This is a genomic window from Streptomyces sp. NPDC036815 (assembly GCF_055609205.1).
This window is the reverse complement of sequence record NZ_JBVJPW010000011.1, coordinates 109,815-124,543: the sequence shown is the minus strand read 5'-3', so window position 1 is coordinate 124,543 and position 14,729 is coordinate 109,815. Positions and strand designations below refer to the sequence as shown.

Genomic DNA, 14,729 nt, shown 5'->3' with positions numbered 1-14,729 from the left:
GAATGGATGACGGCATGCCGCACGAGCGCATCTCCCGGCGCAAGCTGACGCTGTGGTTGACCTGGCCGGCCATCCGGGGCGAGTTCGGCCCGACCAGCCCCTTCGAGGGCGGTCCCGACATGGTGATGGAACCGCCCTGGCCAGCGGACGACTTCCGCGTACACAGCCTGCGCAGCGAGTTCCTCGCCTCGTTACGGCGTGCCGTCGGTGACAGCGAGGGGATCGCGGTCGCCACCTCAGGAGGCCTCGATTCCCTCGCTGTCCTGTCCAACCTGATTTTGGAATACGGCGACCGACGCAAGATCACTGCGGTCGCCATCGAAATGATCGATGACCAGGGGCAATCGAACGTACCCGTGGTCCACGGTCTGCTGGAGGGCCTCGGCCTCAAGTGCGAGCTGCGCATCGTTCCCATGACCCGGCGGCCGACGGGCAAGCCGCAGTGGCACCCGGAAGGGCCACGTCTGGACGCCCTGCCTGACGCCAACCGGATGCTGGTGGAACTAGCCCACGATGCAGGCGCCGAAGCCCTGCTGACCGGTGACGGCGCCGATGAGCTGCTGGGCAGCGGTCAATACCTGACACCCGCTCTGCTGCGCAACAGAACCTGGCGCACTCTGCGGCGATACTGGAGCGACCATCGTGGCGAATACCAGCCCACCGGCAAACTCGAATCGCTCGCGGCGTTCTCCCGCCTCACCACCCGGCGGCGCCGAGCCATGATGTACCTGGCCTGTTCTTGGCCCGAGCTGTGCCGCAACCCCTCCCACCATTTTCTCGCCGAACCCTACCGCGGTATCGCAGGGGAGTGGGCACAGGAATGGACACGGTCGCTGGTGCACCTGCATGAGTCACACCACGCTTCCCTGGCTGCCATGGAGGCATGGAGTGACCTGTACCCACACCAACGGCTGCGGACCGCCGGCTTAATACGTAACGAGGATCCGTTCCTGGACCCGGAATTCATCGAACAGGCCAAGCGGCTGCCGCTGCACCGGCGCTACGACGCGCGGTTCCCGCACCCGTACTGGCGGATGAAGTCGCAAGTGGTCAAGCTCATGCCGCCAGCGGCCCTGCCACACCTCCCGACCGCCAAGCAGATCTTCAGCCGGGCCATCGTGAGCCGTGTCGACCCGGCCAACCTGTCCGCCGAACACCTGCTGGACAGCGACATCCTCGCCCCCGGGGCCCTGACAGACGACTTGGACCCCATGGTGGCCACGCGAATCATGGAGGTCGAACAGTGGCTGTCCGAGGCGATACGGCGCGGCCACGAACTGGTCGACTGAGCATCTGCGCCCCACCGATCTTCCCAGCCGGCCACAGAAAACCCGCGGAGTTATGGACGAAAAACCGAAAGTCAGCCGTGTCACCTTCCGCACCCTGCTCGTCTGGACCCGCGGCAGCCGACGACGACTGGCCTTCGCCCTGGCCTGCGCGCTGGCCGGATCCGGACTCGGACTGGCCCAGCCGCTGATCGTCAACCACACCATCAACTCGGCGACACTGGGCCGACCGGTCTTCGGAATGCTGTTCGCGCTCGCCGCTGTCTTCTGCGGGCAGGCCGCGCTGCAAGCCTGGTCCACCTACCGGCTTGACCAGGCAGGCGAAAGCATCGTCGCACGACTAAGGCAGGCGATGGTCGACCATCTGCTGCGGCTACGCATGACCGTCTACGACCGCCAGCGTGTCGGCGACCTCATCTCCCGCACCACCACCGACACCACACTGCTGCGCGATGTCCTAGCCACCGACGTGGTCAACGCAATCGTCAACACCATCGTCGTGGTCGGCGGCGTAGGCATGATGACCTGGCTCGATCCGCTGCTCACCGGCGTGGTCATGATGGTCGTCCTCAGCTCCGGAGCCGTGGTCGCCGTGGTGCTCAAAGGCATCCGCCGAGAGACCATCGCGGCCCAGGAGAGCACCGGCTCCCTCGCCGCCGACCTGGAGCGGGTGCTCAGCGCCATCCGGACCGTACGCATCAGCCGGGCCGAGCCGCGCGAATCCGCGGCGCTCTCGGAACGGTCCGGCGAGATCTACCGGCACAATGTCCGCGCGGCCCGTCTGACCGCCGTAGTGTCCCCCGCCATCGAACTCGCCGTACAGGGTTCCCTGATTGTGGTGATCGTGGTTGGCCTGGCCCGAGTCGCATCCGGTGACATGGCCGTCGGCGAGCTAGTGGCTTTCCTGCTCTACGTGAACTACCTGGCCGTGCCGATGTCAGGCCTGTTCGACATCGGCCCCGCCCTGCAGACCGGTCTCGCGGCCCTGCAACGGATTGAGGACGTGCTCGTCCTGCCCATCGAGAGCGACCGGGACAGCCAGCCGCGCCGCGCCACTTGCACCACCCCCACCGGGCTGGTGCTGCGCAATCTGACATTCGGCTACACCGACCAGACGGTTCTCAACGGCGTGTCCTTCCACATCCCCCGCAACAGTTGCACAGCCATCGCCGGCCCCTCGGGCGCAGGCAAGAGCACCATCTTCAGCCTGCTCGGGCGCTTCTACGAGCCCACCGCCGGAACGATCACTCTCGACGGCCGAGACGCGCACACCGAGCACACACTCGATCAATGGCGATCCCGCATCGGCTTGGTGGAACAGCACTCCCCGTTGATGTACGGCACTCTCCGCGACAACATCACCTATGCGGCCCCGGACGCCGACGAAGCGTGGCTGCACCAAGTGGTGGACATGGCAGGCCTGGCGGGCCTGGTCAAACGCCTGCCTGACGGACTCGACACCGCGGTGGGCGAGCACGGCTCGGCCCTATCCGGGGGCGAACAGCAGCGCGTGGCGATCGCCCGCGCCCTACTGGCCCGGCCCGAAATCCTGCTGCTGGACGAGCCGACCTCACACCTGGACGCCGCCAACGAATACCTGCTGGCCCAAACACTGCACCGGATCTCCACCGGGTGCACACTGCTGGTCATCGCCCACCGGTTGTCTACCATCCGCTCCGCCGACCAAGTCGTCGTACTCACCGGCGGACGCGTGACAGCCAGCGGCAGCTATGACGAGGTACGCGACAACCTGCCTGCACAACCTGCCGCGGCTTGATTTCCCCACCAGGCGGTGTGTCATGGAAGTGACAACGGCACCTTGCCCGATTCCACCCTCCGTTTGACCACTACGGAACCTGAACTCGCGGTGTCGGAGCTGCTGACAAGTCTTCATCGTCGCGGTACGCCGTTGTCATGAGGCACGCGCAGGGCAGCGGTCTGACGGACGAGCGGCGGGGGTCCGCGAGGACATCCGGCGGGCGGCGGCTGAGCGGTGCGCCCGCGACGAGCCGAGCTCGGCGATCGCGAAGGACTTGCGGGTCAGTATCCGGCCGGTGCAACGCTGGCGGAAGTGGTGGACCCAGGGCTGGCCCGCTGTGAGTTCCCGATTTCTGTAGGGGGTCTGAAGGATCGTGACCTGGGGTCTCTGTGCTGAGCTGGATTTTCTCGGCGGTCGATGGTGTGGCATCTGACCAGTGGTGACTACGGTTCGTGTACATCTGGCCAGATGTTGTGGTGACGTGGCCTGCGGTCCCGCGACAGAGCTGGAATGTCGTGGATGTCTTGGGAATCCTTATGGGATTCTTGCTGTTTATGCAGCTCAGAAGGCTGAAGGGGTGTGGTTGCGGAGGGGGCGTGCGGTCTGGCGTTGAGTCATGTCCCTGTTCCTGACTGCAGGATGCGCAGCAGGAGAGAGGGGACGGGAACGTCTGTGGCGGTGACGAAGTCGTGTACGGCGTCGGGCAGCTGAAGGGCTTGCTGCCGGTGGAGCCGCTGGCGCAGGTTGTCCGCGACGTCCGGGGGGAGAGCGGTGGCCGCGCTGCTGAGGGAGGCGAGCTGGGCGGCCCGGGCATCGGAGGTGTCCGTGCTGGTGATGGCGGCGTCGGCCTGGGTGCGTGCTTCCGGGTCACGTTCCAGGCGGCGGATGACGGCTTGTGCGAATGGTGGGTCGACATCGTTGGTGAAGTGGCTGGAGATCCATTCGCTGTCGCGGGATACCTGATCCACGAAGTCGGCGGTCTCGACGGCTGCGTAGGCCAGCGAGTAGTACACGGACACGTCCACCTCGACGTGTCCGTGCAGGTCGCGCTCGCGCTGGAGGGCCTCCCAGGCGTCGGTGACGGCTGCGTCGTCGGGGAACCCGGCGACCAGGGCGAGGAACGCGCCGGAGGTGGGGAGCGGGTAACCGCTGCGTCGTGGGCCCAGTTCGGTGTGCAGTGCGCGTTGCACGGTTGCCGGGTCGAGGCCGAGGACCAGGGGGTCGGCCAGGAGCAGAGGTGCGAGGTCCCGGCTTCCGTTGTCGCCCGGCCGGAGGTTGTCGATCAGGGTGTCCAGTAGGTGCGGCTCGCCATGGTGGGTGTGGGTGTACCAGGCGAGCACGGTGTCGTGGGTGAGGAGGTCGGGTTGCTGGTCGACGGCCGTTGTGAGTTCTTGCGCGAGCTGGGGGTGGCGGTCGGCGACCAGCGCAAGGTACTCCCAGGCCGTGTCCGTGGCGGGGGAGAGCATGTCGCCGGTGAGGCGTGTGAGGAGAGCGTTGCCGAAGTGGGCGTGCAGCGCGGGCCAGTGGTCGGCGATCTCGCCGAGCACGAGCAGGTCGAGGTCGCTGCTGATGAATTCGCCCAAGGGCAGCCGGATGGGGCGGCCGTCGTGTTCGACGAGGTCATCCAGCAGGCCGAGTTGGTTGGTCAGCAGGATGCCCACCCATGCGGCCCGCCTGCGTGCCCAGTTGTCGTAGCCGAGGCCCGCGGCCGTGTCGCGGAGCACGGACTGGGCCTGCTGACATTCCGGTTCGGGAAGCGTGCCGCGGTCGTGGTCGTGCAACAGATGGGTGTGGAACACGGCGGAGGCGGCGGATCGGACGAGGTCGTGGGGCTCGTTTGGCCACTGAGCGGTCAGCTGCCGGATGAGGGTGCTGTCGCCGGGGTGGTCGCGTAGCAGGGTGCACAGGTGCAGTCGGGCGGCGGTAGGCAGGACCGGGTGGGCGGCTCGCACCCGGTCGAGCACGGGCTCAAGGGCGGAGGGCTCGCTGCCGTAGCCGACCAGAAGCGATCCAAGAGGGGCCTGTGGTCTGCGCAGCATGCTGGCCGCACGGTCGCGGGCCGAAGCGGTTGCAGGCAGGACGGCGATGACCGCGGCTTCAGCAGTGAACTCGTATTCGTTGGCGGGTTCTTGCACCGCCTCCAGGCACACCCGGGCGATCTGCTCGGCCACCGGCCCCGAGGTCAGGGACTGGTTCTGGCAGCTCTCCAGCAGCGCATGGACGACGATTTCCTTGCGGAAGCGGCTGTCGTGTACCGGTGCTGGTGTGGCAAGGAGGGCGAGCAGCCGCTCCCGGGCCTGCTCGGCGCCCAGGACCCGCACGGCCGCGTTGGCCACCCGTGATGCCCGGCCTACCTCGCCGTTCAGCACTGCAGACAGTGCCTGCTGCACCTCGGCGTCGTGGGCCCAGTGCTCGGCCAGGGCATCGGCGGCCCAGTGCGGGACCTCGCTGTCGTGCAACTCCTTCAGCAGCACGGACCGCAGCACCGGACCCTGGTCCAGGGTGACGAGGGACGGGAGCTCGAAGTCAAGGAAGGCCCGTGGATCTTGTTGCAGGAGTTCCTCGGCCGCGGCGGCCACGGCCGTATGGCCAGGATAAGCGTGGGCTAGCGGCCCGATGCCGAGGAACCGGATCTGGTGCAGGTCGTTCACCAGCGTGGTGCAGACGTAGTCGATGACGGCCGCATCCTGGGCCCAGGCCAGCAGCAGCACACTCCAGGCCACGGCTCGGTCGCCCCGTTCGGGGCGCTGGCCGGACACGATGGACAGGCAGGTGTCGCGCACCTGCTCGGCCTCGCCGGGAGCTCTACGCAGGGCGGCCGCGATCGCGTCGGCGAGCACAGGCTTCCACACGTCGTCGGTGAAATCCTCGGTGTCGAGCCGGCTGATCAGCCAGGCGCGCTCTTCGGCCGTCACGCCCTGCGGCTGCGGGCCGCCGGCCATATGGCCGGCGCTGTCCTGGCCGGGCAGTACGTCCAGGACAGCGGCCAGGGCCGTCAGCCGCAGCCCCAGCACCTGCTGCCGCCGGGCGGCTGCGGCTGCGGCCGTGACCCGGTCATCATCGGGCCAGCCCAGCAGCAGACCGTGCAGGATCACGGCTGCGTGATCGGCACTGGCAGCGTGGCGCAGCGCCGTCAGCATCGCCTCAACCAGGTGCTCCTGCCCGTCCCGCGTCCCATAGCGAGCGGCGAGCGCGCGGGCGGCCGCCCAGGCGACGTGCACGTCTTCCGACCTCAACGCGACCACCAGCAGCGGCCAGACGGGCTTGGCCAGCTGCCGGTCGTCGGCCACCTGCCCGAGCCGGTAAAACACCTGCCACGGCAGCGGCTGACCGGCCACAACCCAGCGCGACAGGCACGGCACCAGCTCACCGCTCACTGCCGGATGGTCCAGCCCGGCCACACACGCCGACAACAGCCGCTGTCGGTGCCCGACGAGGGGGTGGCTGTCGACCGCTTCCAGGATCGTGGCGGCTTGACGCCGGGCCTGGGGGAGAGGCAGCCGGATCCCGCCGAACACGGCCTGCGCCACCAGCTCGCGCACCGCCAGTGCTTCTGGTTCCGGCCCGCCGGCCTGCTCGGCGAGCTCCTGGAGCAGCCGGCTGGTCTCCTCGGTACGCTGCAGCTGCCACAGGATGGCCAACAGCACCTCATGCCAGCGTGAGTCCTGGGCATGCTGGGCGAACAGGCGGTGCAGTTCGTCGAAAGACAGCTGCTGTGCGGCCTGTTCGGCTGCCAGCTGTTCCAACAGGACCCGGTGCAGGAAGCCGATCTCGCGCGGGCCTTGGCGGACCAGCACGCCGAGCTGCCCCTCGGCGATGTCAACAAACCCTCGCGCCTGAGCGGCGGCCCCCGCTGCATCCAGGGCGAGGTGCCGTGGATCGCTAAGCGCGTCGATGATGTCCGCGCGGACCGTCTGTTCGGGCACGGCCTGGACGTCGCCGCGCCGCTGGTGTGCCAGCGCAACGTGAGCCAGGACCTGACGGACGTCGTCCGGGTGTAGTGCGGTGGGCTCCGCGGTGATGCCGGCCGCCGCCCCACGCTGGGCGGGGTGTTACCCAGCAGATGGTCAACGGCGCCCGCGTACACCTCGAACCGCCTGGTCGGTAGCGCATCCCCGGCCAGGCGCATACCGGTGAGCAGGAGAAGGAAGAGCGGAATCCGGGCCAGTTGGCGAAGGTCCCGGACGCTGGACAGTTCCTTCACGAACGCCTCGGCCTGCGTGCCGCCCTCCACCGCAGCGGTGCCGAGCCAGTGAGCGACCAACTCCCGCTGCTGGCGCGGCGAGAGCGGGGGCAGCGTGGCGTACTGCCACACTCCCGTCGGCTGCAGTCGGGACAAGCCGTAGGGGCGGGTGGCGGCCACCGCGGGCAGCTGGCGCTGGTCCAGGAAGGTCTCCAGCGCGGTGAGAGCCCTGCGCGCAGCACTCTCGCTCACCCATTCGTCCAGGCCGTCGATGACCAGCAGCAGCCGGTCATCAGCCAGTGCTTTCTCCACCAGCGGCCACAGATGCCCGACGTCGTACTGCTCCAGCCAGGCCCGCAGCGTCGCCGCCAGCGAAGCCTCGGCGCCGTCGTAGCGGGCCAGCCGGCGGGTGAAGAACGGGAAGGGAACCCACAGGGGAAGCCGGTCGCCGAACCGTCCGGTCCAGCGCGGCAGGGCGGGTGAGTCGGCGAACAGGTCCAACAGCGCGAAACGCAGCAGACTGCTCTTGCCCGAGCCCGGTTCCCCGACCAGCACATGGCGTCGGGACCCGGCCAGCCAGGCGTCCGCGCTGGTGCGGATCCCGGTGGCCTCCCCGGTCACTGCCAGGGACGCAGTGCTGACGGCCACCATCTGCTCCCCGACCTCGGAGGTAGGCACGGTGAACGCCTTCCCCAGCTCGCCGGGATGATGGCCGTAGGCGGACGCCCGCGCCTTGCGGTACCAGGCCGTGGGGGACATACCGGGGGAGACCGCGTCGGGTGGTGACAGCTGGGCAGGCCAGCGGCCTAGCTGGTGCACCGGGAGCACGTCGGGAAGAACGAACCGCTGTCGCAAATCCGGCCGGGCGGGAGCGTGCTGCAGGGCGATGGCACCGGAGTCGGTGTGGGCGAAGAAAGTGGCGTAGAAGGAACCGAGCTGTGCACGCAGCTCGGCGACCTGCACGGCATCGAGCCGGGTCGCCAAAGCGGTCGCCTGCTCGGGCCCGAACAGTTCCTCCACCCACGCGCGTCCGAAGAAGTCGTGGACGACTTGCGGGCGTTGCTTCAGCCAGGCCGACAGATACTCCGCATCCCACACCTCGAAGGTGATACCCGCGCGCGCCAGCCGTTTACGCTGCGTCACCACCTCGTCGGCGGTCTTCCGCGGGACGGCCGACAGACTGGTGGCGTAGACGAAGACCCGGCTGACCGCAGCCCACTCGCCGTCCAAGAAGTCCTTGACCGCCTTCTCGAGCCGACCGGCGGTCAGCGACTTCACCCGCCGCGACTGCAGACTCAGGTACGCCCGCTCGGGACCGGAGCCGTCCCCGAGTGAGGCATCAGGCAGACGGACATACAGATCGATGCCCTGCTGCTCCTGGCCCTGAGTGCCGTACAGGCTTCCCTGCGCCCGGGCGTCGTAGGCGCTCATGCGCCCGGTGGCACTGTCGCCCCCGGCATGATCGGCGGAGTCCTCGACTGTCCCGCGCTCCACCGCCCGCTTCAGGCACAGCCGCTCGAAGTTCTCCCAGGCCAGACGCTCCAGCGGCAGGAGCTGCTCGCTCGTATGGACGGGCAGCGGAACCGTCTGCGCCGACACCAGCGTGTGGAGCCTGGTCGGCGCCTTGGCGTACTGGGACGGGCTCGTCGAGGGGGCCTGCTGCATACCCACCATCATCGGCTATGGCAGGGGAACGCAACCGGCGTGTAGATCAACGAGCGGACGAGCGCACCGAGCAGGCTGCCCAGCACAAGCCTGGTGCCCCGACGACATGAAGGGGCCGTACCACCCACCGTAGAGTGGGCTCCTCGAATATGCCGCCGCAGTGGGCCGGTTGGCCAGCGACGGGTGCACAGGAGGTGGGGGACCGGGTGGAACAGCAGCATGTCGTGGGAGTGCACGGCATCAAGCAGGGCCGTACGTCGCAGCGCGAGCTGATCAAAGACTGGGGCAAGGCACTGAACCGCGGCGTCACCGCCCTGCACGGGGCGGACGCGGTGCGCACCGACCCGCGGCTGACGCCCACGCTGGAGATTCCGCACTGGTCCTCGCTGCTGGCACGGGGCGCGGACCGGCTGGGCCCGTCGGACTTCTTCCCGGACGACTCCACCGCCTTCACCACCGACGAGGAAGCCTTCATCGTCGAGGCTCTGGACGATCTCCTGACCCCACAAGAGCGGGCCATCGCCGAAGAGCTGGATGTGACCACCCTCGGTCCGCCGAAGCTGTGGCCGCGCAGCGTCACCCGCCGCGCCATGGTCTACGACCGGCGTACCCCCGACAGCGCCGTCAGCAAGCTGATCACTCGCCTGCGAGAGGTCCGGTTCTACCTCAATCACCCCACCCTCGCCTCCGAGGTGCAGGATCTCGTCGTCAAGGCGTTCAGCGACGACACCGCCACCGTCGTCATCGGCCACTCCCTGGGCAGCGTGATCGCCTACGACCTCATCCGGCAGAAGAAGATCGCCGCTCCCGGCACCGCCGGGACCGCCGTGCACACCTTCGTCACCTGCGGCTCGCCCCTGGGCATCCCCGCCGTGCGGCGCGCCATGAACATTGCGGAGCCGGAGCTGCTCGCCATGCCCGGGCGCATCAAATGGTTCAACGTCTACGACCCGGACGATGTGGTCACCGGCGCAGCCGGTCTGGTCCTGGGCGCCCGCAACGTCACCGATATCGAAGTCGACAACGGCAACATTGATCCCCACGCTGCCCTGGCGTATCTGCGTACCCGCCCGGTTGCGCAGGTGGCCACCCATCACTGGTCATGACCGAAGAACACGTCCCGCTCACCTTCGCCCGCAGCCTGGTCACCATTGCCGTCAGCGACTACGACGACGGCACCCCAGCCGACCGGCAAGCCTTCCGCGCCGGGATCAGCGCCCAGGTAGCCGTCGTGGAGGGCTGGTGGGCGGGCGCCCACCTGGAAGACGCGCGCCGGTTCACGCCGTCGCTCCCGCCCAAGCCGCTGCTCAGCGTCTACGACCTGCGGGCCTTCCTGGTCGCCGAAGAACTGGCCGAAACCGATGACGACGAGGCTCTGGTCATCTACATCACCGGCCACGGTCTCGCCCCTCGCGGACGCCAGCACTTCCTGCGCCTGCCCGACACGGACGAGAACCGGCCGCTGGGCACCGCCTTCCCCACGGCCGAGCTCATCACCACAGCCCTCGACTCCCGCGCCGGGCACGTCCTGGTGATGGTCGACTCCTGCTTCTCCGGGCGTCTGGCCGACGAACTCCTGGACAACCTCAAAGCCCTGGACCAGGACCGCCGGGCGTTGGGGTCCCTGGTCGTGCTGAGCGCTGGCAACGAAGACGCCAGACCCCGCCTTCAGGCCTTCACCTCGCTGCTGGCCGCGGTCCGCGCACACTGCGAAGACCAGACCAACGGGTACGCGCGCTCCCACCTGAGCTGGGAAGATTTCCATGCCATCAGTGGCGCCGTGTGGGACCACACCACCATGGCGGACTTCCACCGTATCTGGCCCCCAAACGACAGCGTCAGCCTCCAACTTGCCGCCCGCGCGCTGAGTCCCTGCCTGCCCAACCCCGGTTACACCGACTCCGCTCTCCTTGAGGACGCCCGCAGCCAGGTTGGCTGGAACCGCGCTGACCTGGACGAGTACTGGATCTCCCGGGCCACCGGCCAGATGTCCGGCAGTGGCCCAGGCTGGTACTTCACCGGACGCGCCGCCCTGGTCACCCGCATGATCGAGTTTCTGGGCGGTGACGACAGCGTCCTCATCGTGACCGGGCCCGCCGGTTCCGGGAAGAGCGCCCTCCTGGCCCGCCTGGTCACGCTCAGCGATCCCCGATTCCGTGCCGACGACGCCTACCGTCCCCTCCTCGACGCCATCCCCGAACACCTTCAAGTTCCTGAAGGCGCTGTCGACGCAGCAGTCCTGGCACGCAACACCGACCCGCACGAGCTGTCCGCCGCGCTCTACGAGGCCCTCACCGGCCACCCGACACCGGCCGGTCATGATCCTATTGAGGAACTGCGCGCCTATGTTCGCGCCTCCATGCTGCGCAACGGCACACCTCTCACTGTAGTGATCGATGGCATCGACGAAGCCCGCAACCCGCGCCGCATCATCACCGATGTCCTGCGTCCGCTGGCCGCCCTGCGCGCCGACGGCAGCCCCCTCGTCCGACTCCTCCTAGGCATCCGTAGCTCCACCGCCGAAGGCGCCCATCCTTTCAGCGCTGACCCCGCCGGTCCGACCGGCAGCGATCTTCTAGCCCTGCTGCAGCGGGCAACCGACGCCGGCCCGACATTGCGTACCGATGCCCTCACTGCACAGGACGACATCGCCGTCTACACCGCCTCATTGCTGCACGCCGAACCCCCGACCGGCTCGCGCCTCCTCGACCGTGACGACGACCGCGTCAGCCGAGTCGCCACAGCGGTGGCCGAAGAGGTGGCCCCCTCTTTCCTGGACGCCCGGCTCGCCGCCCAACAACTGCACGCTCGTACTATCCTGCCTCATCCCACCGACCTGGGCTGGCGCCACCATCTGAGGCAGGGAACGCACGAACTGCTTCGGCAGGACCTCGCCGATGTGGCCCTGCACGGCGACGCAACTCCCGAAGAACTCCTGGCCGTTCTGCGGGCCACCGCCTTCGCCCAGGGAGCGGGCTTGCCCTGGGCCGACATCTGGCCGGCCGCGGTGAACGCCCTCCATCCCACCTGCGACGACGCGGCAGCCGCCATCCGCCAAGTGGTGCGCGATAGCCGCCTGACCGGATACCTGACAACCGCCAACGAAGACGGCAGAACCGTCTACCGCCCCATCCACGAACGCGTCAGCGAGACACTGCGCACCGCACCCCACACACTCCTGACCCCCGCCGGTGGCGGCGCCGAGACAGCCGACACCACACCCGCCCACCGGCGACTCACCCAGGCCTTCGCCCAACTGCTACACAGGGCACCCGAACAACCCCCGCACCCCTACCTGCGGCGGCACCTGATCACCCACGCCGCACTGGGAAATGCAGTCGACGACGAACACATCCCGGCCCGCTTCCTGCCCTGGGTGACCCGTGACAACGTCCGCGGATCCCTTGGCCTGCCCATCACCGCCACCGATCGCATCCGGCACCTGGCTGCGTGGGCCCGCATCGAGCCCTTCGTCGGCGACGCACCCCCCGCCTCCCGGGCCGACAGCCTGGCCCTTGCCCAGCACACCGGCAGCACGCGGCCGCACACACCGACGCGGCACCCACAACTGCGCCCGCGATTCAACCATCTTCATCTGCCCACCAACATCCTGGCAGGCACCCCCGGCAACCCCTACGCGCTGGCCGCCTTCCGCACCGCCGACGACTCCGCGGTGCTGGCAGCGGCGGACGAGAGAGGGAACCTCACCCTGTGGGACCCGCTCTCCGGCAGCCCCTTTGGCACCGCCCTGGAAGGTCTGGGGCCCCACGCGCGCGCCCTGGCCGTCCTGGAGGACGGCCGCCGCCCCGGGGAATCCTCCCTCATCGTCGGAACCGACCGAGGGCTGTGGCAGTGCGACCCCCAGACCGGCGAGGCCGCCCCCCTGCTCGAAGGGCGCATCCGTGCCGTCGCCACCTTCAGTGATGGTGCACGCCGACGGGGCCGCCGCGGCGCATACGGATGGCCGCTCCTTGCCGTCGCCACCACTGAAGACCTCCTCCTGATGGATCCCATGACCGGCCACATCCAGACGCGCCGGCCTTTGCACAGCATCGGCCGCCTGCAGAGGGAACAGGACTTCGGCAGGAGGTACCGCGGCCCCCTCGTCCACGCACTCGCCGTCATCCCAGTACCAGGCGCCGGTCCACTGCTCGCCATTGCCCAGGACGGCAGTTACGTCCCCGTCGTGGATGCCCTGACGTTCGACGACGCCGGGGAACTGCCGTGTGCGGGCAGGGGTGCCTCCGCCGTCGTCGGCTTCGCCACACGTGAAGGCGAACCACGGCTGATTGTTGCGTCCCGCTCCACGAAGTCTGTGCGCATCTGGAACCCGCTGACGCGAGCCCAGCACGCACAGATCCGGCAGGCAGTGGCGTCCCTGGCCCTGCACCCGGGCCCCTATGGCGATCCCCTCCTGGTCACCGGCAGCAGCGTCGACGGCGCTCTGCACGTCTTCGATACCGACACCGGTGTACTAGTTCGCCAACTCCCCGCCGAGCACACCAAGATGGTCCGCGGCCTGACGGTCTTCACCGGCTCACAAGGCCAGCCCCTCCTGGCTTCCGCATCGTTCGACCGCACCATCCGCCTGTGGGACCTTCAGGCGCCGTCTGCCGACGGCGATACCGATCATCCCTCGGCAGACCAGGTCGCCCTCCTGCCGCATCCGTCCGGGCCACCCAGTCTCATCAGCGGTGGCCGCGCCGGCGAGATCGCCGTGCGCTCCGTACAGACCGGCCGGGAAACACACGTGCTGATCCCGCCGGACGACCGCCCCTACAAAGACGTCACCGCGCTGACCGTTCTCGAACCAACACCTGACACCACCGCACGTATCGCCATCGGGTACGCGGATGGAAGCGTCGACCTCACCACGGAAGAAGGCGCACGGCGCGTCCTGCTTCCCTCGTACTACTCCAACAGCAGGGTCCGGGCGCTGGCCCGCTTCCCCCACCCGGAAACCGGACAGTCCCTCCTCGCCGCCGCCATCAGCGACTCCCGCATCGAGTACCTGCGCGTCGACGACGACACCCCCCGATTGCCGACGCTGCGTGCCGAGGCGACCGTTCGGGCGCTCGCCGTCCTACCCGATACCAGATCACCGCTGCTGGCCATCGCCACCACCCGTGCCGTGCGCCTGCTGCACCCCGGCCACGACCCGCACATCGGCCTGCCCCAGCGCATCGGCGCCGTGCGCAGCCTCACCTGCCTGACCACGGCCGACGGGCACCTCCTGGCCACCGGCGGATCGGACGGCGCGATCCGACTGTGGGACCCCTTCGCCCCGCGCTCAGAAACCCATCCACCGCTAACCGGGCACCAGGGCCCCGTCACCGCCCTTGCCGCCCTGCCTCACCCGGACATCGACCGCCACCTGCTCGTCAGCGCCTGCTCGGACGACACCAGCATCCGCGTGTGGGACCACCACACGGGCCAGGAAATTCTCCGCCTGGTCACCGGCGCGCCGATCACCTCGCTTGCCATAGTCCCCGCCAGCGCCGCCAACCGCAGCACCGCCCCTGCCGTCATTGTCGGCAGTCCAACGGGAACGGCCGCTGTCACCGTGCATCTCCAATCCCCAAGAGGCGGCACCACGCTTGAGGATGCCTGAACTGCTCCAGGCACCGTTCCGGTAGGCATACCCGCCGCGACAGCGCACTCCCGCTGCAGTGTTGACATCTGAGGCACGATTCGCGAATCATGCCTCAACTCGGTGCCGCGGCCACAGCCGTGGTCCAGGACGCGTTTGACGCCGAGAGGGCCGGTCAGGTGCTGTTGCTGGACGTGCGCCACCTTCAGACGTCTCCGGTGGCGGTCGAGGACGACAAGCCCGGCG

Annotated in this window: 5 protein-coding genes and 1 pseudogene; 5 read left to right on the top strand and 1 reads right to left on the bottom strand. The window is 68.7% G+C overall.

Annotation, left to right across the window (positions count from 1 at the left end):
- Window positions 1–2: 2 nt before the first annotated feature.
- From ACZ69I_RS23050 to ACZ69I_RS23040, 3 genes and pseudogenes are all read left to right on the top strand, one after another.
- Window positions 3–1,289: an asparagine synthase-related protein gene (locus tag ACZ69I_RS23050; RefSeq protein WP_470834277.1), complete on the top strand. Its 1,287-nt coding sequence runs from the start codon at window positions 3–5 to the stop codon at window positions 1,287–1,289.
- A 52-nt stretch (window positions 1,290–1,341) separates the two neighbouring features.
- Window positions 1,342–3,063: an ABC transporter ATP-binding protein gene (locus ACZ69I_RS23045; protein ID WP_470834276.1), complete on the top strand. Its 1,722-nt coding sequence runs from the start codon at window positions 1,342–1,344 to the stop codon at window positions 3,061–3,063.
- Between the two features lie 137 nt (window positions 3,064–3,200).
- Window positions 3,201–3,379 (top strand): annotated as a pseudogene (locus tag ACZ69I_RS23040) (helix-turn-helix domain-containing protein); the annotation flags it as partial.
- A gap of 3,039 nt (window positions 3,380–6,418) precedes the next feature.
- Here the strand turns inward: ACZ69I_RS23040 and ACZ69I_RS23035 are convergent.
- Window positions 6,419–8,893, bottom strand: a complete 2,475-nt coding sequence (locus tag ACZ69I_RS23035) for an NACHT domain-containing protein (protein ID WP_470834274.1) — start codon at window positions 8,891–8,893, stop codon at window positions 6,419–6,421.
- Between the two features lie 206 nt (window positions 8,894–9,099).
- On the opposite strand from ACZ69I_RS23035, the gene ACZ69I_RS23030 reads away from it, so the two are divergent.
- A complete protein-coding gene (locus ACZ69I_RS23030) occupies window positions 9,100–9,999 on the top strand; it encodes an endopeptidase (protein ID WP_470834272.1) in 900 nt (299 codons plus the stop codon).
- Window positions 9,996–14,504, top strand: coding sequence for an AAA family ATPase (locus tag ACZ69I_RS23025; protein ID WP_470834270.1), 4,509 nt, complete (start codon window positions 9,996–9,998; stop codon window positions 14,502–14,504). The genes ACZ69I_RS23030 and ACZ69I_RS23025 overlap by 4 nt, the downstream gene beginning before the upstream one ends.
- The last annotated feature ends 225 nt before the right edge of the window (window positions 14,505–14,729 follow it).

What these genes read in the sequence shown, in the direction of transcription:
- ACZ69I_RS23045 (WP_470834276.1), top strand. Translation starts at nt 1,342, where the DNA reads ATGGACGAAAAACCGAAAGTCAGCCGTGTCACCTTCCGCACCCTGCTC.
- ACZ69I_RS23025 (WP_470834270.1), top strand. Translation starts at nt 9,996, where the DNA reads ATGACCGAAGAACACGTCCCGCTCACCTTCGCCCGCAGCCTGGTCACC.
- ACZ69I_RS23035 (WP_470834274.1), bottom strand. Translation starts at nt 8,893, where the DNA reads ATGCAGCAGGCCCCCTCGACGAGCCCGTCCCAGTACGCCAAGGCGCCG.
- ACZ69I_RS23050 (WP_470834277.1), top strand. Translation starts at nt 3, where the DNA reads ATGGATGACGGCATGCCGCACGAGCGCATCTCCCGGCGCAAGCTGACG.